Consider the following 21,275-nt stretch of genomic DNA (forward strand, 5'->3'; position numbering starts at 1 on the left):
CCGCCCTTCTCGGGCGTCCGTTGGTTCAGGCCGCAGGTGCGGTGTGAACGTCGGTTCCCGCGTCATCCGAGCTGGTTTCACCAACACACGTCCGGTGTCGGTCAGCGCTTGGGGGGTCGAAGAAACCCAACGGTTCGATCTGTCACTGCCGACGCACTGACCTCCACTAGGGAACGACCCGTGGCCGACCACGAACGCTTCGTCCACCTCAACCAAATCACCCTGCTAATTCAGCGAAGAATCCCGTATTTCTACCTAGGGACTACGTGGCCGCTGGGCCATAGCGTTTCTGCCATGACCGTTGCTGCTGACACAGCTGCCGAGAAAGCCCCCGCGAAGGGGCTGTTCCCCTCCCCCGCCGAGGTCGAGGCCCAGACCCCCGCTGACCGGGACCGGGCCATCGACGTCATCCGGATCGTCTCGCTGATCGGTGTGGTGTTCGGGCACACCGTCATGGCCACCAGCACGATCCGCGACGACGTGTTCATCTGGAGCAACCTGCTCACGGAATCCACCGTGTTCCAGGCGCTGACCTGGGTGTTCCAGATCATGCCGCTGTTCTTCTTCGCCGGGGTCGCCGCGTCCGCGCAGTCCTGGCGGCCCGGTTCTTCGTGGGGTGGCTGGCTGCTGAAGCGCTGCACCCGGCTGTACCGCCCGGTGTTCTTCTACCTGGCCTTCTGGACCGCGACCCTGGCGGTGTTGCGGTTCGTGCTGCCCGTACACGTCTACGAGCCCATCGCCGGGATCTCCATCCAGCTGTTGTGGTTCCTCGGCGCGTATGTCCTGGTGTTGGCGGCGGTGCCACTGCTGGCCCGCATCACCACGACCGCGCAGGTGGCCGGGGCGGTCGTCGGCACCTATGCCTTCATCGCCGCGATCGACGCCATCCGGATCAACATGGACGGCTACGCCTCGCTGGGTTACCTCAACACCGTGGTGTGGTTGATCCCCGGCGTGTTCGGTGTCGCCTACCGTCGGAACCTGCTGTCCAGCGGCGCCGCGCTCAGGATCGGGATCGGCATGCTCGGGGTCAACCTGGCGCTGCTGTACTTCGGCCCCTACGAGCTGAGCCTGGTCGGCATCGAGACCCAGCACCTGAAGAACATGACGCCGCCGTCACTGTTGCTGGCCGGTCACGCAATCATGATGTGCGCGTTCGCGATTGCCGCGGCCCCTGCCATCAACCGGTGGGCGCAGAGGCCGCGGGTGTGGTGGCTGACCGCGATCGGCAACTCTGGCGCGATGACGCTGTACCTGTGGCACATGCCGCTGCTGCTGGGCCTGCACCTGGTGTTCGACTACCTGGGCCTGGACCGTTATGACCCGTCGGCCCCCGGGTTCGTCGCCCTGTCGGTACTGCAGTTGGCGTTGATGGCCGGGCTCGTCGCGATGGCATTCGTCGCGCTGCGGCCGCTGGAGAACAACCCGCTGCCGCTGTGGGACGGGGGCGCGGTGGCCGGCCCCGGAATCCGCAGCGCCACCGTGGGCTGGCTGCTGTGCGTGGCCGGCGCAGCCACACTGACCTCGGTGGCCTGGGGCCTGAAGGATCAGGGCGTGTACTGCGTGGTTGTCATGCTCGCCGCGCTCGTCGTGGCCCGGGCGCTGGCCCGCGACTGACACATCGAGACTGCGCACAGATCGCGATTCCGCGGGCATTCGCGACCTGTGCGCAGTTTCAGTCTGTGGGTACCGCTTCCACCGTGAACGTATGAATGCGAGGTGGATCCGTCGGGGTCAGCGCCAAGGTCACGTCGAGCCGTCCGCGAGTACCCGTCATCCGGCAGACCGCTTCGGTCGGTGACCGCAGCTCGATCTCGGTCTGGCCGGTACGCTCGCCCATCGTCTCGCGGGCGGCGGTGATCGCGGTGATCCGCTCGGCCAGTGGGAAATCGAGGAGCACATTGTCGGAGAATGCCGGGTCCTGCAGGGTTGACGGCTCCGCGATGACGCCTTCGACCAGTTCGATGGCGGACCGCAGGTGCTCGGTAGCGGACACCCGGTCGGGACCGACCTGGCACTGCAGTAGCAGCGCCTCGAGCGCAGCCCGCGCGGGCACTGCGACAGGAGCATAGGTGCCGTTGGCGAAGGCCACAACACCCAGCCCACTGGATTGGTGCCAGCCCATGTACGAACCGAAACCGGGATAGCCGCCCTGATGTTGGCTGATGGCTCCCACCGGCGAGGCCGGCTCGACGAACAGACCGTAGCCGTAGCCGGAGAGTCCCCAGGGAAAGCCCTTGCTCATCAACCGGTTCCGGCCGTCTGCGTCTTCCACGACATCGAACGGAAGCAGGCGGTGTGACTGCTGCATCTCCCGGCGGGAGGCCCGCGTAAGCACCGCATCGTCACCGTCGTCGCGCGGCGGAAATGCGTCCGCAAACCAGGCGACCCACTTCGCGATGTCCGTCGCAGTGCTGAGCAGCCCCCCGATGGCAGAGAAGCTTCCTGGCGCGGTGAACGTCTGTGGTTCCCACTCTCCGTTCGGTGTCGACCGGTAACCCTGTGCCAGGCGTCCCGCCGGAACAGCGCGGTAGTCGTAGGTGGTCTCCGCCAGGCCCAGCGGCAGCAGCAGCTCACTGGTCAGGTAATCGGTGAACCGCCCGCCGGAGACGGCCTCCACGACACGACCGAGGAGGGCATACCCGAGATTGGAGTAAGCGAACGCGGTGCCGGGTGAATACGCTCCCCACACCGGGCGGCGCAACAAGTCGTCGAAATCGGCCTGCGTCATCTCCTCCTGCCGGTCTGCCCAAGGATCGTCACTTGGCAGTCCGCTGCTCATCGTCAGGCAGTGGCGCACGGTAATTCCCGGCGAGTCGGAAGTCGGTCCGGAAAGACCTGCGGCCCAAGGCAAGTAGTCGGTCACGGGGTCGTCGAGGCCGAGGGCTCCACGATCACGCAACTGCAGGATCGCGGCCGCCGTGAAGCTCTTCGACATCGACGCGATACGGAAGAACCGATCCGCAGCGGGGACGGCACCGGTAGCGCAATCGGTGACTCCGTACCCGGCGAAGTGCGCCACCTTGCCGTCTGCAAGCACCGCGATCTGTAGTCCCGGGGCCCGCCCACGGCCGTGGAACTGCGTGGCGATGTCATCGACAACCGCGAAATCCAACTGCATCAGGCCATCCCTGCTTCCAATTCACGACGATCCTCGTCCGGTGGCGCCAGCATCAAGAAGTGGGTCTCACCGCGCGGACGGAGGTAGAGGACGTAGTAACCCAGGGCAAGCAGAACACACGCGCCTGCCACGACGAGGTCCGCACGAACCTGTTGACTCAGCACGGCGATCGACATGACGATCGCGACGATCGGCCACAGCGGCCACAATGGCATCCGGTACGGGCGGTCCAGCTCAGGGTTACGGAGCCGACTTACCAGCGCCGATGTCGCGACGAGGATGAACTCCACGGCCAGTAGCGCTCCGGTCCATGTGGTCAGCGTGGCCACATCCGAGCACAAGATCATCACCGCCCCGCCGATCCCGACCAGAATCGTTGCCAGCCAAGGTGTTCCGTACTTCGGATGCACCACAGCCAGCGCCCGGCTGATGGCGCCCGGCCATGCCATGTCCCGGCCTGTGCTGTACAGGATCCGCGCGTAATACGGCATGAGGGCGATGACGGCGTTGAGCACGGCCACCGCGATACCGAGGCTGATCACGGTGTTGAAGGTGTCGCCGCCGATCGCGGTAAGGACGTACTGCCACGGATTGTTCGAGTTCGACAGCTCTGAGAGGGAGGGGGCGGCGAGGGTGGCGGCAGCCACCGGGAAAACCTCGCAGGCGACGGCGACGCCAAGAGCGATGAAGACGGCGCGGGCGACGTTGCGGCGGGCGCCGACGGTTTCCTCGGAGAAGATCAGTGCACCTTGAAAGCCGTTGTAGGCGAAGCTTCCGACCGCGATGCCCGCAACCAGTGCGCTCAAGGTGAGCGGGCTGGCGATGCCCTGGGCGTCGAAGACCTCGGGCCGCAGCAGGGTGGTCACCGGACGCTGCACGTTGATGAATCCGAACACTGCTACCAGAACCACCGTCAGGATCTCCACGATGAGCAGGACGGTCACGGCGATCGCGTTGAGCCGGACGCCGAACAGCGCGATTACGGCGCCGCCGATGATGATCACGGCCCCGAGAATGTTCGCGTCCACGTTGACGATGACCCGTAGGTACTCCGCCATCCCCAGCGCGACGACGGCCGGGATGAGGACGGCCTGTACGGGCCCGGTGATGAACATCGAGACGAATCCGGGGGCGCGCCCCAGAATGCGTGCGATGAATGTGTAGTCGCCACCGGCGATCGGATAGGCCGCGCCCAATTCCGCCCAGCAGTAGGCCAGCGACAGGCCGAGGACTGCGGCGATGCTGAACGTCAGCGCTGCGCCGGTGCCGTTCAGCCCGAAGAGCACGGGGGCGATGATGAACGCGCCGGTCGCCGGGGTTGTCGCGGAGATGACCAGCGACGAGTTCTCCCACAGACTGAGGTCGCGTTTGAGTTCTTGCTTGTAGGCCCTGGGACTGCCGGGCTGCGTTTGGCTCATGCGGCGCCTTTCTCATGGCCACCTGGGGGGGCTCACCGACGGTGTCGGCGGTCCGGCTATACGAGCTGGACGGTGTGATCTTGGCGATACTTTCGAGCTGTGTCAACAGCGATGACAACTGCGTTGTCTGCAACGTTGACTCCACTTGCGCAGATCCGGCTGCTCCACGTGCGATGCTGTGGATCGTGGACCGCAGTCGACGAGCCCAGGGATCGCCCACCCGTAGCAACGCTGTTCGGCTGGACCGCGCCGTGATCCTTCGAGCGGCTCAGGAGATCTGCGACCGCGACGGCTTGAGCGCACTCACCTTGCGGCGGCTCGGCAACGAACTGGGTGTCGACGCCACTGCCATGTACCGGCATTTCCGGGACAAGGCCGAGCTGATCTCGGCGCTGATCGACGACCTGTTCCGACTGGAGGTGGACGAGCCGGACCCCCAGGGGCACTGGCGTGACAATCTCCGCAAACTGATGATCCAGTGGTGGCAGATCTACCGCCGGCATGAAGGCCTGGCCGCGGCGATGGCCGGTCAGCCCGACGACGAGCCGCAACTGTTCGACCTCACCGAATGGACCGTCCGTGAGCTGATCCGGGCCGGAGTCGACGAGGGCGAACTCGGCCTGTACCACCAGACCATCTACAACCACACAGTCGGAAACGGTTTGGTCGCAGCTTTGTCGCCCTGGCTGACCGACACCGAGCTACGCGACGAGCAGCGCAGGCACTACGCCGCGCTCGACCCCCGTCGCTTTCCGTCGTCGGCCAGCGCTGCCCCGACGATCTACCCGGACACCACCGAGGTCTTCGAGTTCAGTGTGGAAGTCCTGCTCGACGCCATCGAGAAACGCGGCCAGCTCGTTGCCCGGCAACGTGATTGAGGCGCGTCGAGTCTGCGCAAAAGCCAACGAGTCTGCGCACAGATCGCGATTCTGCCGAATTTCGCGATCTGTACGCAGACTCGGCGTTGATGGGTTGGCAGGCCCGGGACTATCCGCTCTTGCGGCGGAATTCGCGGCGGTTCTCCACCGGGCCGTGTGCCCGCGGTTGGTTGCGGCCGCCGTCCTTGTGCGCCGCGCCTCCCGCCGACTGCGCCTTCTTGCGCTCCAGGGCCTCCCGGAATTTGCGCTTGTTGTCGTCTTCCGGTTTGTCGTCAGCCATACGCGGCAGCGTAGCCCGATTCCGATGCCGTAGTCACGCGCATTAGCGCGCCTCAGGCGGGCCTTTACCGCCGGCCCGGTGGCATCCCGTACACGTGCGTGATCGGAAGTGTCAGCAACACGCGGCGATCATCGACCATGGCGCGCCGGTAATCGTCCCAATCCGGATGTTCACCGGCGATGTTGCGGTACAACGCAATAAGCCCCTCGACTGTGTCGTCGTCGGGCGCGGCGGCCGGCGGGGTCAGGATGGCATCCCCCTCGGCAACCGCATAGGACCAACCGTCGTCGGAGCTCACATGGATGGACGCACGCGGATCCCGCCGCAGATTGCGGGTCTTGGCCCGCGGTTCGGTGATCGACACCTGGATCTGGACCGCACGCGGATCGAAGTAGTAGGAGACATTGGACAGCTGCGGACGACCGTCCTGCTTGATCGTCGCGAGAACTCCCATCGAGTTGCCGGCGATCAAGGCCAGAAGCTTGTCGTCGAAAACCTGGCGCCCCATGAGTTGAGCGTACGTCTTTACCATCGGTTCGATGAGCGTGATTGACGGCAACACCCTCGACGGCGTATCGGCGACCACCTTGTGGACCCTGAGCAATCGCGGCATCGAGGCCAAGCGTTCCGACGGCGTGATCCGCGACCCGTGGGCCGTGGCGCTGCTGGACTCGATCGACTTCGACTACGGCAAGTTCGGCAGGCCGATGCAGGCCCATGCCCTGCGGGCCCGCACATTCGACATCGAGACCCGCGACTACCTCTCGACACATCCGAAGGCCGCCGTGGTGGCACTGGCAGAGGGGTTGCAGACCAGCTTCTGGCGGCTCGATCAAGCCGGGGTTGCCGACGAATTGACCTGGTATTCAGTCGATCTACCGCCGGTCATGGCGATCCGGGACCACCTGCTGCCCGCTGATGACCGCATCGTGGCGCTAGCCCAGTCGGCGCTCGACCGCAGTTGGATGGACCGGGTCGACGCGGGCGACGGCGTGTTCATCACCGCCGAGGGGCTCTTGATGTACCTGGAACCCGACGATGTGCGCAGCCTGATCGCCGACTGTGCGGCGCGGTTCCCCGGCGGCCGGATGATGTTCGACTCGATCCCGCACTGGGCGAGCCGACGCACCATCAAGGGTCTGCACCTGTCCAGCCGCTACATCGCGCCACCGATGCCATTCGCGCTCACGGCCGACGAGGGCCTGGCCATGGCGGGAACCGGCCCGGGCGCAATAGCCGGCGTAAGGTCGGCCCGCGATGTCGCGATGCAGCCGGGACGCGGCCTGTTCAAGCTGGCCGCCGAGCCGTGGCTGGACCGGATCGGGCCGATCCACCGCAGCAGGCCGAGCATCACGGTGCTGGACTTCTGACCGGCCGGGACGATATGGCTCTACTGAACCGCCGCCTGCTGACGGCGCTGGCCACGATGCTGATCATTGCGGTCACGCCGTCCTGCGCGACGCAGACGAGAACCACCCAGATCGCGGTGATGCCCGAAGTACTGACACTGCGCACGGTGACCGTGACCCGGTTCCACTACCTGTCCGACGGGCACGCGGGCGGCCGATACCCCGACCAGAACTGGGCCGATCTGTACCTGCCGTCCGGAGCGCAGGCGTTCAACTCGCTCCCGCTGGTGGTGCTCATCCACGGCGGCGGGTGGAAGAGCACGATGGGTGCCGGCGTGTTCGACGGCTTGGCCCGCGAACTCGCCCGCCACGGCATGGCCGTCTACAACATCGAGTACCGCAGGGTCGGTTCCGGCGGTGGGTGGCCGACCACGTTCGACGATGTGGCTCGCGCCATGGACTACGTCGCCGAGGTGACCCTGCGGTACCCGCAGCTGGCCGTCGACGATGCCCTTGTCGTCGGCCACAGTGCGGGAGCTCAGCTGGCGGTGTGGGCCAGCACCCGGCACGACCTGCCAGATGGCGAGGTCGGATCCCGGCCCCGTTTCCGGCCCACCCGGGTCATCTCGCTGGCCGGTCCGCTCGACATGGTGTACGCCGCCAACCACGGTGACAGGCACATTGCCGCAGTGCTCGGCGGCAGCCCCGCCGAGGTGCCGAAGAGGTACGCCTCGGTGGACCCGATCCAGAACCTCGATCCGAAGGTGCCGGTGATCGCGGTCCACGGAACTCTCGACACCGTTGTGGCACCCGCCAATTCGCAGCGCTACGTCGCAGCGCTCAAGAAGCATGGCGGCCGGGCCAGTGTCGAACTACTGCCCGGCGAAAACCACACGTCGATCATGTCGCCCCGCTCCCCCGCCTTCCGCCGCGTGCTGCACCTCATCACCGCGACATCGGAGGCCAAACTCGACCAACTGCCGGTGAAGTGACCATTAGGCTGGAACGGTGACCCGCTACATCGCGTTCTTGCGAGGCGTGAACGTCGGAGGCGTCAACCTCAAGATGGCCGAGGTGGCGAAGGCCATGGAGGCAGCCGGATTCACCGAGGTTCGAACGATACTGGCCAGCGGAAATGTCTTGCTGGACAGCACTTCCGGTGCCACGAAGGTCCGCAGCACCGCCGAGCGCGCGCTGCGGGACACCTTCGGCTACGAGGCGTGGGTGTTGGTGTACGACCTGGCCACCCTGCAGAAGATCTCCGAGGGATACCCCTTCGAGCGGGAGGTCGCCGACCACCACTCCTACGTCACGTTCGTCAGCGACACCGAGTTGCTCGACGAGCTCGCGGCCCTGTCCCCGGGCGACGGCGAGAAGGTGCAACGCGGTGACGGCGTGCTCTATTGGCAGGTGCCCCGGGCCACCACACTCGACAGTGCGATCGGCAAGACCATGGGCAAGAAGCGCTACAAATCCTCGACGACGACGAGAAACCTGCGCACGCTGGACAAGGTGCTGCGCTGACCGGTCACCCCCGTGCTCGTCGCAGCCACCCCAATCCCTCACTGGTGCCCGCGGCCGGGCGGTACTCACAGCCGATCCAGCCGTCGAAGCCGGTCTCGTCGATGACCGCCAGCAGGTAGTCGATCGCCAGCTCGCCGCTGTCCGGTTCGTGCCGGTCGGGAACTCCGGCGATCTGCAGATGCCCCACCCGGCCGGTCGGAATGTCCGTCCGCAGCCGGACCGTCACATCACCCTCGGTGATCTGGCAGTGGTAGAGGTCCAGCTGCACCTTGAGGTTGGGTGCCCCGATCTGACCCACGATGTGGTGCGCCTCGTCCTGAAGGCTCAGCAGGTAGCCCGGCATGTCGCGCTGGTTGATGGGTTCGATCAGCACGTCGACGCCGGCGCCACCGGCCTGCCCCGCGGCCCAGGCGAGGTTGCCGCGGTACACCGCCAGCCGCTCCTCACGATCGGCGCCGGCCTGGGCCAGGCCCGCCATCACGTGTACCCGCGGGCAGTCCAGGGTCTCTGCATAGTCCAGCGCGCGGCGGAACCCGTCGCGGAACTCGGCCTCGCGGCCGGGAATCGAGGCGACACCGCGTTCGCCGGCGTCGAAATCTCCGGGCGGCGCGTTGAACAGGACCTGACGCAGGCCGTTGGCGTCAAGTCGCCCGCGCAGTTGCTCGGCCGGGTAGGCGTACGGAAACAGGAACTCCACGGCCGTGAACCCGTCGGCCGCCGCGGCGGCGAACCGGTCGAGAAACGCGTGCTCGACGTACATCATGGAGAGGTTGGCCGCAAAGCGTGGCACGGCAAGACTCCTTCCAGCTGAGCTGATCGCGGTTGACGCCATCTTTGCGCGTGGTGTCCACGGCATTGGCACCACCTGGCAGAACGCGGGTACATTCGCGCCAATGACGGGTACCTCAGGCAAGGTGAGCGGCAGCGCCCTCACCGGTGTTTCCGAGACGGCACTGATGACCCTGCAGGTGCGCGCTCACGAAGCGCGCCGCCCCGACAGTCTGATCGACGATCCCATGGCGGTGCAGCTCGTCGACTCGATCGATTTCGACTTCGCCAAGTTCGGCTACACCCGTCGCCAGGACATGGCCCTGCGGTCGCTGCTGTTCGACCGGGTGACCAGCGACTACCTGCGTGATCATCCGAAGGCCACCGTGGTGGCGCTGGCCGAAGGACTGCAGACCAGCTTCTACCGGCTCGACGCCGCCGGCCTCGGACACGAGTTCCGGTGGCTGTCAGTCGATCTGGAACCGATGATCGAGCTTCGCAACAAGCTTCTGCCAAAGCCGGACCGGGTCACCCAGTGCGCGCAGTCGGCACTGGACTTCAGCTGGATGGACCATGTCGACACCACCGACGGAGTCTTCATCACCGCTGAGGGCCTGCTGATGTATCTGCAGCCCGAGGAGGCCATGTCGCTGATTCGCGCTTGCGCGCAACGCTTTCCGGGCGGGCAGATGATGTTCGACCTGCCGCCGGCGTTCTTCGCCTTCCTGACCCGCAAGGGGACGCCGACCTCGATGCGATATCGGGTGCCGCCCATGCCGTTCAGTCTGTCCCCCGCCGAGCTGGCCGATCTGGTGAACACCGTGCCAGGCGTGCGGACGGTGCGCGACCTGCCGATGCCGCCGGGCCGCGGCGCGGTCCTCAACGCGGTGATGAGATGGCAGCATCTGCCGATCTTCGACCGGGTACGCCCGGTGGTGGGGCTGCTGGAGTTCGGCTGACGGCTACTGAGCCCACACGTCCTCGACATAGCGATCTGAACCCACCAGGTCGGTAAGCCACTGCGAGGCGGCGACGTCGTCGGCCCCGGTGTAGCGACGGTAGATGTCGCGGAAGGCCCCACGCACCGCGGGAGCCATCCGGGCTCCGTCGCCACAGATGTACACGTGGGCATCCATCTCCGGGTCGCCCAGCATTGCCCAGACCTCCTCGGCATCGGCGGTGATGCGATCCTGGACATACCGGATCTCGTCTTCGGGCCGTCGCGAGAAGGCCGGGCGCATCCGCACCACGCCCGAGCGTTCGGCTGCCTCGAATTCGTCGCGGAACAGGTAGTCGACATCCGGGTGACGCACCCCGAAGAAGCACAGTGCCGATGTGAAAGGCTCGCCCGCGGCCTGCGCCGCCAGCCGGTCCCCGATGAATCCCCGGAACGGGGCGACCCCGGTCCCGGCGCCGACCAGGATGACGTTCTTCGCCGGCTCGGCGCCGGCACGAAACGCCCGGCGCGCGGTATCGACTCGCATCCGAATCTGTTGTCCCGGTGCCGCATCGGCGAGATAGCTCGATGACACCCCGCGGAAGACGCCGTATCCGGAATGTGCCGGACCCTCGAGCACGCTGACCACCAGTTCGACCTCGCGCGGGACCCGGCGTGCCGAGGAGGCGATGGAGTAATGCCGGGGCGCCATCGGCTCGAACAACTCCAGCAGTTCGGCGCGCGACAGTTCGGTGGCCGGGAACTCGGCCAGGCATTCGGTGACGCTGAGCGCACGGACCTCGGGATCTTCGGCGAGTTCGGTCAGTGCCGCCCGCTCGGGAGGACACGGGTTGGCCGCGGCCAACCGCAGCAGCTGACTTCGACTGGCGGGCTTGCGGAGCTCGATGAAATGGGTGAGCAGTTCACGCACGCTGACCTCGCGGTCGATGGCGATGGCCCGGCGCGTGCTGCGCCGCGGATTGACCGAGATCCGGCGGTCGAGCCGCAGCTCCAACAATTCGGCGACCTCGTCCACGACCTCGGGGCCGTTGTCGGGCAGGACCGTGACGTGATCCCCGGTCTGGTATCCGAGGTCATCGGGAAGCGCTACCCGAATGAGCCGCTTGGCATTTCCCATGTCACGGTTGTCGACAAGCGCCACGTTGTCCAGCACCGTGGCGGGTTGGACCTCGAAACGCGCATCGATCGCCGACGTCACCGGACCGTCGATGGCGCGCAGTTCGTACAGGAGTTCGTCGGTGGTGCCGGCGGGCAGCTGTGCACCGTCGGCCGGGGCAAGGGCGTCCCACAGGGCTGCGGAGAAGTCTTCCACGGTCCCGGCGAAATCCCCCGACGTGTCGGCTTCGCCGCGCGGAATCACCGGTGGCCCAACGAGTTCCGAGAGCCGCTGATCGATGCGTTTAGGGATGGTCTGGTAGGTCTCGGCCCAGTTCCGGTCGCCGACACCGAGTATGGCGTACGGGATGGCCGGTTGCGCTTGGGTGCCCGGATCGTCCAGCCATTCGACGAAGCGCCGCGCATCGTCGGTGGGTTGCCCGTTGTACGACGCGGCGATCACCACCAGCGCCCCTTCTGTGGGCAGTGCGCCCGCAGCCGTGTCGAGGGCCGCCACGGTGGTCTGATAACCCAGGTCGGTGGCCTCGTCGGCCAGCTGCTGTGCCAGCGCCCGGCAGTTACCCAGGTTGGAGCCATGCAGCACAGTCACTTTCGAACCGGGCGCGGCCACCGCGCGCGGCCTTGCCGCCGATGCCGCCTCCGGAGCCGGGGCGGCGGCGTGCCGGCGTTCCTGCGGTGTCCGCCGCACCAGGCCGAGGTGGAATCCGACCGGCTTTCGCAGAAGATCACTGTGGGTGCGGAGCTGGTAGTGCTCGACGTCCAGGAAGCGGTACCGGTGCACCAGGGTGGCCAGCGCCATGGTCGCCTCGTGCAGGGCGAACTGACGGCCGATGCAGGACCGCGCCCCAGTGCCGAACGGTTTGAACAGGTTGACCGGACGTCCGGCGGACCGCTCGGCACCGAACCGGTCCGGGTCGAACAACTCGACGTTGTCACCCCACTCGGGCTGCCGGTGCAGAGCAGAGGTCGTCACCGTGACGACTTCACCCTTGCGCACCGGATACCGGCCGCCGATGACGGTGTCCGCCAATGCCATCCGATCGAATTCCCGGACCGGCGGGGACAGCCGCAACGTCTCGTCGACGATCTGCCGGATGTAGGTGAGCTTGCCGATCTCGTCGAACGCCGGCACGTGGTCATCGTCCGTCCCGAACAGGCCATCCACCTCGAGGCACGCCCGGTGCAGCACCGCGGGGTCCTTGACGATGCTGTACAACGCGGTCGGCATCAGGGTCGAGGTGGTGTCCTGCCCCGCGATCAGGAACGTCAGGATCTGGTTGCGGACGCTGTCGTGATCAAGACGCGGCGCGCCGTCGGCGCCGGGCTCGAGCATCAGGGCGAGCAGATCGTCCAGATCGACCGCACCCGCGCGATGCCCGGCGATCAACTCGTCGATGAAGGCGAACAGCTTGTCGCGCTCAGCGGCGAAGACGTCCCGGTCGCCACCACCCGGGGCGATGATCTGTGTCAGCGCGGCCGCGAAGCTGGCCGGGATGTCGGCCAGCCCGTCCTGGTGATAGGAGTCGAACCGCGCACCGAACCCGGCCAACCCCACGGTGTCCATGGCCAGCTTCGCAAGGTCCCCCGCGACATCAACCAACCGCGGCCCGACCGCTCCGGCGGTTTCATCCCACAACGCGATGAGCTGGCGGTTGATGTCGAGCATGGCCGGGTGGTAACTGCGCAACCCGCTGAAGCTGAACCCTGGCATCAGGACGTCATGGGCCTGCTGCCAACCGTTTTCGCCGGGATACGACGTGAACAGGCCATTGCCGACCAGGGTCCGGAAGCGGTCCAGCCGGACCGTGATGCCTTTGGTGAAGCGTGTCTCGTCGCACAATTCGTCGACCAGCGACAGGGAGCACGCATAGAGTCGCCGGCTGCCGGTGAAGTCGGCGTAGAACAGGGGCCCGTACTGTTCGGCGAGCACGTCGGCGGGGAGAGCGTAGGGACGGCCGGCCACCGGCCCCGGCGGTAGGTCCAGACCCACCGCCGAGGGGACATCGTCGATGTCCGGTGGCAGCGCCGGTGCAAACGTCTCCATGGCGCGAGCTTAGCCACGCACAATGAGGGGTCCCTGAAAATCAGCCTCAGAGAACGAGCTGAGGCGCCGGGTCTGGATCGCCGGCCGTGCGCCGCGATCCGAACCGCAGAGCCGAGTCTTCGACGGGTCCGTTACGCAGCGTCTGCGCGTCGATCGTGTAGTTCATCGTCATCTGCCACGGCCCGTCGACGCCCTGGCGGGGAATCTCGTCGAGCGAACGCTGCACGTACCCGGCCCCGAAGTCCAGGAGCGGGCGGGTCTGGCCACCGGCGAACTCGGGTCGCACGGTGTCGAATCCGTTGTCGTCCATGTGCTTCAGCAGCCGGCAGAAATGCTCGCAGAGCAGTCCGACCTTGAGCGTCCACGACGAGTTGGTGTAGCCGAACGCGAAGGCGAAGTTCGGCACGCCCGAGAGCATGATGCCCTTGTAGGCCACGGTCTCGGCGAGGTCCACCGGCTCACCATCCACGGTGAGCGACATCCCGCCGAACAGCTGGATGTTGAGACCCGTTGCGGTGACGATGATGTCGGCGTCCAGCTCGCGGCCGGACTCCAGCAGGATGCCCTTCTCGGTGAACGTCGCGATGCGGTCGGTGACCACCGAGGCACTGCCCTCGCCGAGCACGGTGAACAGATCACCGTCCGGCACCGCGCACAGCCGCTGATCCCACGGGTTGTAGCGGGGGCTGAAGTGCTCGTCCACCGGATACCCGTCGGGCAGCTTGGCGGCGTTGATCCACCGGATCACGGCCCGGGCAGCCTTGGGGTACTTCTGGCAGAACGTGTAGACCGCGCGCTGCTTGAGAATGTTCTTGCGCCGGGTAAGCGCGTAACCACGCTCGTCGCCGAGCAGTCGCTTGGCGGTGTTGGCGAAGGAGTCCTTGGCCGGCACCGGCATCACATACGTCGGGGAGCGCTGCAGCATGGTGACGTGGGCAGCCGTGCCCGCCATCGCCGGGATCAGCGTGACCGCGGTGGCACCGCTGCCGATCACGACGACCTTCTTGCCGGCGTAGTCGAGGTCCTCGGGCCAGTGCTGGGGGTGCACGATGCGCCCGGTGAACCGGTCGGTGCCGTCGAACTGCGGGGTGTAGCCCTGGTCGTAGCGGTAGTACCCGCCGCCGCAGAACAGCCAGCTCGCCGAGATCTGCACGAGTTCTGGATCGGCATCGGCACCGTCGGTCCGCTCGATGTCCACGGTCCAGGAAGCCCGCGCCGAATCCCAGGCCGCGCCGAGCACCTTGTGGTGGAACCGGATGTGGCGGTCGATGCCGTTCTCCGAGACCGTCTCGCGCAGGTAGGCGAGGATCTTGTCGGCGGTGGCAATCGCATGCTCGTCGCGCCACGGCTTGAACTCGTAGCCGAAGGTATGCAGGTCCGAGTCCGACCGGATTCCGGGATAACGGAACAGGTCCCAGGTGCCGCCGGTCGCGCCGCGGGCCTCCAGGATCGCGTAGCTGCGCCCGGGGTGTTCGCGCTGCAGGTAGTAGGCGGCACCGATGCCGGAGATACCGGCGCCGATGATGAGTACGTCGACGTGTTCGGTGTGGGTCATGTCTCAATGGTCGCGGCCGGCCGACCGTCCCCCAAGGTCAGAATGGCCAAACATGGCCCATCCGGTGGTGCACTTTGCACCACCGCTCTACGCTGAGGTGATGGTGTGGCAGCCACCGTCACCGCGAGTGCAGGACCTGATCCGGCAGTGCGCCCAGATCGTGCTCAACCCCCGCCCGGACTGGCTCGACGAATTCGACTCCGCAGTCCTGGCGGCCAGTCCGACTGTCGCCTCCGACCCCGAGCTCGCGGCGGCGGTCGTCCGAAGCAACCACGCCAACCTGTTCTTCTGGGGCTCGGCGAATGTACGCGATCCGGGCGCCCCGGTGCCGCCGAACACCGGACCGGAGCCGCTGAGCATCGCGCGGGAACTGGTGCGCCGCGGCGTCAACGAGTTTCCCCTCGACGCCTACCGGGTCGGTGAGGGCGTGGCGTGGCGCCGCCTCATGGAGATCGCCTTCGAGCTCACGTCCGACCCTGCCGAGCTGCACGAGATGCTGGACGTGTGCTCGCAGTCCATCAGCGCGTTCGTCGACGCCACGCTGGCCGGGATCGCCGCCCAGATCGACCTGGAACGCGACGACCTGACCCGCGGCACCCACGCCGAGCGCCGCGAGACCGTCGCCCTCCTGCTCGAGGGCGCCCCGATCCCCAGGCAGCGCGCCGAGGCGCGGTTGGGCCATGTGCTCACCGGAACCCACACCGCGGCGGTGATCTGGAGCGAAGACTCCGCGGGTGACCTGTCGGGACTGGACCGGGCCGCCGAGGCCTTCGGCCAGGCCTGCGGCGATCCGAGGCCGTTGAGCGTACTGGCCAGCACTGCCACCCGCTGGGTGTGGGCGACGGGTGGCGCCGACATCCAACCCGGCCTGCAGGCGCTCACCCGTGAACTGGACGGCGTCCGGATCGCCGTCGGGCCGACCGCCGACGGCCTGGACGGCTTCCGGCGCAGTCATTTCGATGCGATCACCACACAGCAGATGATGGCCCGGCTCCACTCCACGCAACAGATCGCGCAGTTCGCCGACGTCGAACTGGTCGCACTGATCACCGCCGAGCCCGACCGTGCCGCCGAATTCGTCAGCCACAACCTGGGCGCGTTGGAGACGGCCGACAACGAATTACGGGAAACCGTACGGATATTCGTCAACGAGCAGTGCAACGCGTCACGCGCCGCGGCCCGGCTGTACCTGCATCGCAATACGTTGCTGCGCCGGCTGGCCCGCGCCGACGAACTCCTGCCCCGCCCGCTCGCCGAGAACAGCGTCGCCGTTGCCGTCGCACTGGATGTGCTGCGCTGGCACGGCAACCGGACCGGGTGATCGGCTGAGCCGATCAGTCGAATGCGGTATCCAGATAGCGCAGGGCGTCGGTCTTGCCGATCCCCAGCGCACGGGCGGCCTCGGCGAACGAGTGCGCGGCAGCGGCCATCGCGGCATCGGCCGGATCCGCACGTGCGACGAATGTGCCGTACCGCCCGCGGGTCTCCAATACCCCCGCCGTCTCCAACTCGCGATAAGCCCTGGCCACGGTGTTCACCGCGAGCCCGACCTTCCCAGCCAGCTCACGCACAGTAGGCAACCGGGTCCCCGGCGCCAGCCGCCCCTGCCTTATTCCATCGATGATCTGGATCCGGAGTTGATCGAACAACGGTTTCTCCGCGCTCGCGTCAACCAGAACCCAATCCCCCAACTCGGCCACGTGCCCAGTATCACCCAAACCGACTACGTTGGTGATGTGCAAGTGACTGTCCTGTCCGGTGCCGGGATCTCAGCGGAAAGCGGTGTGCCGACGTTCCGCGACGTCGAGACGGGTCTTTGGGCGCAGGTGGACCCATACGAGATCTCCAGCATCGAAGGCTGGCAGCGGCATCCCGAAAAGGTCTGGGCCTGGTACCTGTGGCGCCACTACATGATGGCCCACGTGCAACCCAACGACGGACATCGCGCGGTGGCCGCCTGGCAGGACTTCGCCGATGTCCACGTCGTCACCCAGAACGTCGACAACCTGCATGAGCGCGCCGGCAGCACGAACGTCTACCACCTGCACGGCAATTTGTTCGAGTTCCGTTGCGATGCTTGCGGTTCGAGGTTCGAGGGCGACCTGCCCGACATGCCGGTACCCGTCGAGACGATCGAACCCCCGGTGTGCCCGTGCGGTGGCCTGATCCGGCCGAGTGTCGTGTGGTTCGGCGAGCCGTTGCCCGACGACGCCTGGCAACGGTCGGTACAGGCGGTGAGCAACGCCGATGTGGTGATCGTCGTGGGCACCAGCTCGATCGTCTATCCAGCGGCGGGCCTGCCTGAAGCCGCCGTGGCCGCGGGCACCGTGGTGATCGAGGTCAATCCGGAGCGCACACCGCTGTCCGACAGCGCGACCATCTCGTTGCGCGAGACGGCGGCCGACTCCCTGCCCAACTTGCTGCAGCGGTTGCCTACCCTGCTGGGCTCTAGGCAGGCCTGACCGCACGCCCGATCGCGAACTCGGTCACCGGCAGCGGCACCCATGCCGGCATCGCCAGTTCCCGGTGAGCATCGGCCACCTGGAATCCGCTGTCGGCGATGGCCTGTTCGGTGTGCCGGTGGGTGTGGCAGTTGCCGAACAACCGCGGCCACACCGTGGCATCGGCTACGCGCTGCATCCCGGCCCGCCAGCCGCTGCCTGCGACATGCTCCAGATAACGCAGCTCCCCGCCCGGGCGGAGCAACGAATGCAGCTGCCGCAGAACAGTATCCGGCTGATCGATGGAGCACAGCACCAACGAGCAGACCACGGCGTCGAACGGTTCGGCGCTGCCGAACTCCTCGGCGGTATCGCTGGTGACGGTCACCGGTACCGGAGCCGTCGCCGCCGCGCTGCGGGCCACCTCGGCCAGGTGGCGCTCGGGCTCGATGGCGACCACCTCGGTCACCGTCGAGGGGTAGAAGGCGAAATTCGTCCCGGTGCCCGCACCGATCTCCAGAACCCGGCCGCTGAGACCGGCGAGGTTCTCACTGCGCAGCCGACGCAGCGCCTTCGGTTCCGAACTCGACAACGTCTTCCAGATCCGGGCGAAGAACGGGTTGTCCACGGTCTTGTCAGTCACGGTTTTCCTCCGTCGGCGAATTCATCGGCCAATCCCTTCAGCCGGGCGATCGTCTCCATGGGCTCGAGGTCGGTTCCGATGATTCCCGAGACGATCTGACCGGTACACACCGCACGCAGCACGCGATCGGTGAACTCCTCGACATCCCCCCACGGCAGGTACGGCTTGGAGATCAGGATGGCGGCCACCCCGTGCGCGGCGGTCCACAGTTCGAGGGCCAGCATCGTGGCGTCCCCCGGCGGGTAGACCCCCTCGGCGATCAGCGCCTCCATCGCGGCGCGCATGTGCTGGAACGCCGAACTGTTGAGCGCGGTGTCGACGTCACTGCCGGGCCTGCCCTCACCCATGGTCGCCAGCCGGTACAGCTCCGGAGTGCGCCTGGCGAAATTCACATAGGCATGCCCCTGGGCGCGCAGCACCTCGATGGTGGACGGCTGGTCGGCGGCGACGCGCTGCATCTCCTCGTCGAGCTTCTCGAAATACCGTGAGCACACCGCGTCCAGGAGTGCGTCCTTGTCGGCGAAGTGCAGGTAGATCGACGGCGGCGTGACCCCGACCCGCTGGGCCACCGATCGGATCGACACCGCCTTGGCATGACCGGTTTCCAACAGCAATTCGGTTGTGGCATCGAGGATCTGATCACGCAGAAGATCGCCGGAACCACGCGGGGCGCGGCGCCGCTTACGCGGTTGGATCACCACGCTAGCCGGCGTCCGTCAGACCGGCGCCGGCCCGTTCGCGATTTCCGCCATCACCGGGAACGTCGCCGGGCCCCGTAGGGTCCGGCTCGGCCGGACCTGACTCACTGATCCCGAATCGCTTGTGCAGACGCGCCAACGGTGCGGGCGCCCACCAGTTCCACTGCCCCATGAGATGCATGAACGCCGGCACCAACAACATTCGCACCAACGTGGCGTCGACCAGGACCGCAATGGTCAGGCCCAGGCCGAACATCCGCATGAAGGCCACCTGCGCGGCGATCAGCGCCGCGAACGAGATCGACATCAGTAGCGCCGCGGCCGTCACCACCCGGCCGGTGCGGGCCAGGCCGAGCGCGACGCTCTCGTCGTTCCGTTCGCGCGGGGTCATCTCGGTGCCGTCGGGTTTGGTCTGCCCGGACGCCAGCCAGAACTCACGGATCCGCGAGACCAGGAACACCTCGTAGTCCATGGACAGTCCGAATGCGATGCAGAACAACAGCACCGGCAGGTTGGCCACCAACGTGCCCGTCGACGTGGTGCCGAGCGCGCCCAGATGGCCGTCCTGGAAGATCCACACCAGCGCACCGAACGCCGCCGAGAGCGACAACACGTTGAGCACCAACGCTTTCAGCGGGAGCACCACACTGCCGGTGAGCAGGAACAGCAGCACGAAGGTGATCGCGGCGATGATGCCGAGCACCATCGGCAGGCGCGAGGTGATGGCATGTGAGCTGTCACGGTTGACCTGCGCGATGCCGGTGAACTTCACCTCGGCCGGGGCGGGCACCGCGTGCAGTGCGTCGAGCTGGGCCTCGGAGGCGTCGCTGAACAGCGGTTCGTGGCTTCCGATCGTCAGATAGGCACTACCGTCGGCTATTCCGGTTCCCGACGTCGGCGGACCGACCCGGCGACCGTCGACGAAGGTGCCCGCGGGTGCGGACACCGAGACCCCGCCCGCGGCCCGCGACAGATCACCCGCGTAGCGGTCGATTTCGGCGGGACGCAGGCCGGCGACGTCGGGTAGCACCACGATGACAGCCGTCGAGGAGTCGACGGCGAAATCATTGCGCAGTTCGTCGCCGAGCTGGCGGGCCGACGCCGACGACGGCAGCACGCGGTCGTCGGGGAAGCCCCACTTGATGCCGAGGAAGGGGGCACCCAGCAGGAGCAGCAGTGCGATCACCGCGAGTCCGATCGGGACCGAGCGACGCATGACGCGCTTGGTCGTGCGGTACCAGAAGGTCTGCTCGACCGGCTTGGCGACGGGCTCGGGCCGGCCCAGGATCCGGCGGATGAACCGGCGCACGTCGTAGGCGTCCAGCCGGTCACCGAGTAGCGCAATGGCGGCCGGGGCCACCACGATGGCCGCGAAGGCCGCCAGCCCCACCACCGCGATGCCCGCGTAGGCGAACGACTTGAGGAAGTACATCGGGAACAGCACCATCGCCACCATCGACAGCGCCACCGTCAACGCCGAGAACAGCACCGTGCGTCCGGCCGTGACCATGGTGCGCACCAGCGCGCGCTCCGGGTCGACGCCGTCGGCGAGTTCGTCGCGGTAGCGGCTGACGATCAACAGGGTGTAGTCGATGGCCAGTGCGAGCCCCATGGCGACGGTGAGATTGAGCGCGAAGATCGAGACGTCGGTGACCATCGTGAACCCGCGCAGCACCGCCAAGGATCCGAGGATCGCGAATCCTCCGACCGCCAGCGGCAACGCGGCGGCGAGCAATCCGCCGAACACCCACACCAGCACCACGAAGCTCAGCGGAATCGCGATGGATTCCATCATCAACAGATCTTTTTCGCTCTGCCCGTTGATCTGGACGTAGATCATCGCCTCGCCGCCGGCCCGCACCGTGACGCCGTCACGGTCGTGCACCAGGCGGTCGGTGAGCTCCTTGGCGTGCTTCTGCGCGCCGCTCTCCCCGCCGGTGATTCCGGCCAGGATGAGCCCCGTCTTGCCGTCCTTACTGACGAGCGTCGCCGCCGCCTGTGCGGGCACGGTCCAGGTCGAACTGACCTCGGTCACATACGGCGAAGCTTTGAGCTGGGCGGCGATGTCCGTGCCCACAGCTCGGGCCGCGGGACTGTTGGCCCCGGCGGCCGAGTCGTCGGTGACGCTGATGATCAACTGCATGTCACCGCGGGCGAACTTGTCCGACAGCAGCTGCGTGGCCTGCGCCGATTCCGAGGTCGGGTCCTGGAATCCGCCGGCCGACAGGCTCTTGGCCACCGGAATGCCGAAGATGCCCGCGGCCACCATGGCCAGCGCGGCCACCACGAGCACACGTCGCGGCGCGGCGATGGCGAGATGGGCGATGCGGTGCAGCACGTGGTGTCCTTCCCCCGATGAGTATCGCCGTTAAGTTAACAGCGGTAAGTTTCCAACGTCAACGTGGGTCTCGCTCTACACACGGACGCCGGCACCGAAGGGTTCACCGCCGGGCACGGTGCGATGAATTCGGGCGGTTCAATG

19 protein-coding genes are annotated in these 21,275 nt (G+C 66.9%); 8 read left to right on the forward strand and 11 right to left on the reverse strand.

Annotated features, from left to right (window positions below; genetic code table 11):
• The first annotated feature begins 294 nt into the window (after positions 1–294).
• Positions 295–1,617: an acyltransferase family protein gene (locus EH231_RS13475; protein ID WP_090428096.1), complete on the forward strand. Its 1,323-nt coding sequence runs from the start codon at positions 295–297 to the stop codon at positions 1,615–1,617.
• 58 nt (positions 1,618–1,675) lie between these two features.
• On the opposite strand, the gene EH231_RS13480 is transcribed toward EH231_RS13475, so the two are convergent.
• Complete coding sequence (locus EH231_RS13480) at positions 1,676–3,121, reverse strand: serine hydrolase domain-containing protein (protein ID WP_124712557.1); 1,446 nt, start codon at positions 3,119–3,121, stop codon at positions 1,676–1,678.
• Positions 3,121–4,539, reverse strand: a complete 1,419-nt coding sequence (locus EH231_RS13485; RefSeq protein ID WP_090428091.1) for an APC family permease — start codon at positions 4,537–4,539, stop codon at positions 3,121–3,123. Before EH231_RS13485 ends, EH231_RS13480 begins: the two co-directional genes overlap by 1 nt.
• 185 nt (positions 4,540–4,724) lie before the next feature.
• Here EH231_RS13485 and EH231_RS13490 point away from each other — a divergent pair, with 185 nt between their 5' ends.
• Entirely contained in the window at positions 4,725–5,417 is a 693-nt protein-coding gene (locus tag EH231_RS13490; RefSeq protein ID WP_164480880.1) for a TetR/AcrR family transcriptional regulator, read from the forward strand.
• A gap of 109 nt (positions 5,418–5,526) precedes the next feature.
• Here EH231_RS13490 and EH231_RS13495 read toward each other — a convergent pair whose 3' ends face one another.
• Together EH231_RS13495 and EH231_RS13500 are read right to left on the reverse strand one after the other, a co-directional pair.
• Entirely contained in the window at positions 5,527–5,697 is a 171-nt protein-coding gene (locus EH231_RS13495) for a DUF5302 domain-containing protein (protein WP_090428085.1), read from the reverse strand.
• Positions 5,698–5,761: 64 nt separating this feature from the next.
• Positions 5,762–6,205, reverse strand: coding sequence for a PPOX class F420-dependent oxidoreductase (locus EH231_RS13500; protein WP_044519868.1), 444 nt, complete (start codon positions 6,203–6,205; stop codon positions 5,762–5,764).
• A 31-nt stretch (positions 6,206–6,236) separates the two neighbouring features.
• Here EH231_RS13500 and EH231_RS13505 point away from each other — a divergent pair, with 31 nt between their 5' ends.
• From EH231_RS13505 to EH231_RS13515, 3 genes are read left to right on the forward strand one after another with little or no spacing between them, the layout of a single operon-like run.
• Positions 6,237–7,067 carry a class I SAM-dependent methyltransferase gene (locus tag EH231_RS13505; protein ID WP_090428083.1) on the forward strand — a complete coding sequence of 277 codons (831 nt, stop codon included), beginning with the start codon at positions 6,237–6,239 and terminating at the stop codon, positions 7,065–7,067.
• A gap of 14 nt (positions 7,068–7,081) precedes the next feature.
• Complete coding sequence (locus EH231_RS13510) at positions 7,082–8,038, forward strand: alpha/beta hydrolase family protein (protein ID WP_124714269.1); 957 nt, start codon at positions 7,082–7,084, stop codon at positions 8,036–8,038.
• A 16-nt stretch (positions 8,039–8,054) separates the two neighbouring features.
• Positions 8,055–8,570 carry a DUF1697 domain-containing protein gene (locus EH231_RS13515; RefSeq protein WP_090428078.1) on the forward strand — a complete coding sequence of 172 codons (516 nt, stop codon included), beginning with the start codon at positions 8,055–8,057 and terminating at the stop codon, positions 8,568–8,570.
• Positions 8,571–8,574: 4 nt separating this feature from the next.
• On the opposite strand, the gene otnI is transcribed toward EH231_RS13515, so the two are convergent.
• Positions 8,575–9,360 carry a 2-oxo-tetronate isomerase gene (gene otnI, locus EH231_RS13520; protein ID WP_090428075.1) on the reverse strand — a complete coding sequence of 262 codons (786 nt, stop codon included), beginning with the start codon at positions 9,358–9,360 and terminating at the stop codon, positions 8,575–8,577.
• 103 nt (positions 9,361–9,463) lie between these two features.
• On the opposite strand from otnI, the gene EH231_RS13525 reads away from it, so the two are divergent.
• The gene (locus EH231_RS13525) at positions 9,464–10,297 is read left to right on the forward strand and encodes a class I SAM-dependent methyltransferase (RefSeq protein WP_124712559.1); all 834 of its coding nucleotides are present in this window, start codon (positions 9,464–9,466) and stop codon (positions 10,295–10,297) included.
• Positions 10,298–10,300: 3 nt separating this feature from the next.
• On the opposite strand, the gene EH231_RS13530 is transcribed toward EH231_RS13525, so the two are convergent.
• Together EH231_RS13530 and EH231_RS13535 are read right to left on the reverse strand one after the other, a co-directional pair.
• Positions 10,301–13,456 (reverse strand): bifunctional cytochrome P450/NADPH--P450 reductase, encoded by a 3,156-nt coding sequence (locus EH231_RS13530; protein ID WP_090428069.1) that lies wholly within the window; start codon positions 13,454–13,456, stop codon positions 10,301–10,303.
• A 46-nt stretch (positions 13,457–13,502) separates the two neighbouring features.
• Entirely contained in the window at positions 13,503–15,011 is a 1,509-nt protein-coding gene (locus EH231_RS13535) for a flavin-containing monooxygenase (protein ID WP_090428065.1), read from the reverse strand.
• 100 nt (positions 15,012–15,111) lie between these two features.
• Here EH231_RS13535 and EH231_RS13540 point away from each other — a divergent pair, with 100 nt between their 5' ends.
• The gene (locus tag EH231_RS13540) at positions 15,112–16,332 is read left to right on the forward strand and encodes an Rv1453 family transcriptional regulator (RefSeq protein ID WP_090428958.1); all 1,221 of its coding nucleotides are present in this window, start codon (positions 15,112–15,114) and stop codon (positions 16,330–16,332) included.
• A 13-nt stretch (positions 16,333–16,345) separates the two neighbouring features.
• On the opposite strand, the gene EH231_RS13545 is transcribed toward EH231_RS13540, so the two are convergent.
• On the reverse strand, positions 16,346–16,711 hold the full coding sequence (locus EH231_RS13545) for an Rv1152 family transcriptional regulator (protein ID WP_044519875.1): 366 nt from the start codon (positions 16,709–16,711) through the stop codon (positions 16,346–16,348).
• A gap of 36 nt (positions 16,712–16,747) precedes the next feature.
• Between EH231_RS13545 and EH231_RS13550 the strand changes: the two genes are divergently transcribed.
• On the forward strand, positions 16,748–17,473 hold the full coding sequence (locus tag EH231_RS13550; RefSeq protein ID WP_090428952.1) for an NAD-dependent deacylase: 726 nt from the start codon (positions 16,748–16,750) through the stop codon (positions 17,471–17,473).
• Here the strand turns inward: EH231_RS13550 and EH231_RS13555 are convergent.
• The 3 genes from EH231_RS13555 to EH231_RS13565 are packed head-to-tail and all read right to left on the reverse strand — an operon-like array spanning position 17,460 to position 21,131.
• Complete coding sequence (locus EH231_RS13555) at positions 17,460–18,095, reverse strand: class I SAM-dependent methyltransferase (protein ID WP_090428062.1); 636 nt, start codon at positions 18,093–18,095, stop codon at positions 17,460–17,462. The genes EH231_RS13550 and EH231_RS13555 overlap by 14 nt on opposite strands.
• Positions 18,092–18,796 carry a TetR/AcrR family transcriptional regulator gene (locus EH231_RS13560; RefSeq protein WP_090428059.1) on the reverse strand — a complete coding sequence of 235 codons (705 nt, stop codon included), beginning with the start codon at positions 18,794–18,796 and terminating at the stop codon, positions 18,092–18,094. Before EH231_RS13560 ends, EH231_RS13555 begins: the two co-directional genes overlap by 4 nt.
• Before the next feature lies 1 nt (position 18,797).
• Positions 18,798–21,131 (reverse strand): MMPL family transporter, encoded by a 2,334-nt coding sequence (locus tag EH231_RS13565; protein ID WP_090428056.1) that lies wholly within the window; start codon positions 21,129–21,131, stop codon positions 18,798–18,800.
• Between the last annotated feature and the right edge of the window lie 144 nt (positions 21,132–21,275).

This window comes from Mycolicibacterium nivoides (assembly GCF_003855255.1).
GTDB lineage: Bacteria > Actinomycetota > Actinomycetes > Mycobacteriales > Mycobacteriaceae > Mycobacterium > Mycobacterium nivoides.

Coding starts and splice junctions, on each gene's coding strand:
- EH231_RS13485 (WP_090428091.1), bottom strand. CDS start 4,539: ATGAGCCAAACGCAGCCCGGCAGTCCCAGGGCCTACAAGCAAGAACTC.
- EH231_RS13510 (WP_124714269.1), top strand. CDS start 7,082: ATGGCTCTACTGAACCGCCGCCTGCTGACGGCGCTGGCCACGATGCTG.
- EH231_RS13495 (WP_090428085.1), bottom strand. CDS start 5,697: ATGGCTGACGACAAACCGGAAGACGACAACAAGCGCAAATTCCGGGAG.
- EH231_RS13500 (WP_044519868.1), bottom strand. CDS start 6,205: ATGGGGCGCCAGGTTTTCGACGACAAGCTTCTGGCCTTGATCGCCGGC.
- EH231_RS13535 (WP_090428065.1), bottom strand. CDS start 15,011: ATGACCCACACCGAACACGTCGACGTACTCATCATCGGCGCCGGTATC.
- EH231_RS13475 (WP_090428096.1), top strand. CDS start 295: ATGACCGTTGCTGCTGACACAGCTGCCGAGAAAGCCCCCGCGAAGGGG.
- EH231_RS13540 (WP_090428958.1), top strand. CDS start 15,112: ATGGTGTGGCAGCCACCGTCACCGCGAGTGCAGGACCTGATCCGGCAG.
- EH231_RS13525 (WP_124712559.1), top strand. CDS start 9,464: ATGACGGGTACCTCAGGCAAGGTGAGCGGCAGCGCCCTCACCGGTGTT.
- EH231_RS13480 (WP_124712557.1), bottom strand. CDS start 3,121: ATGCAGTTGGATTTCGCGGTTGTCGATGACATCGCCACGCAGTTCCAC.
- EH231_RS13505 (WP_090428083.1), top strand. CDS start 6,237: ATGAGCGTGATTGACGGCAACACCCTCGACGGCGTATCGGCGACCACC.
- EH231_RS13530 (WP_090428069.1), bottom strand. CDS start 13,456: ATGGAGACGTTTGCACCGGCGCTGCCACCGGACATCGACGATGTCCCC.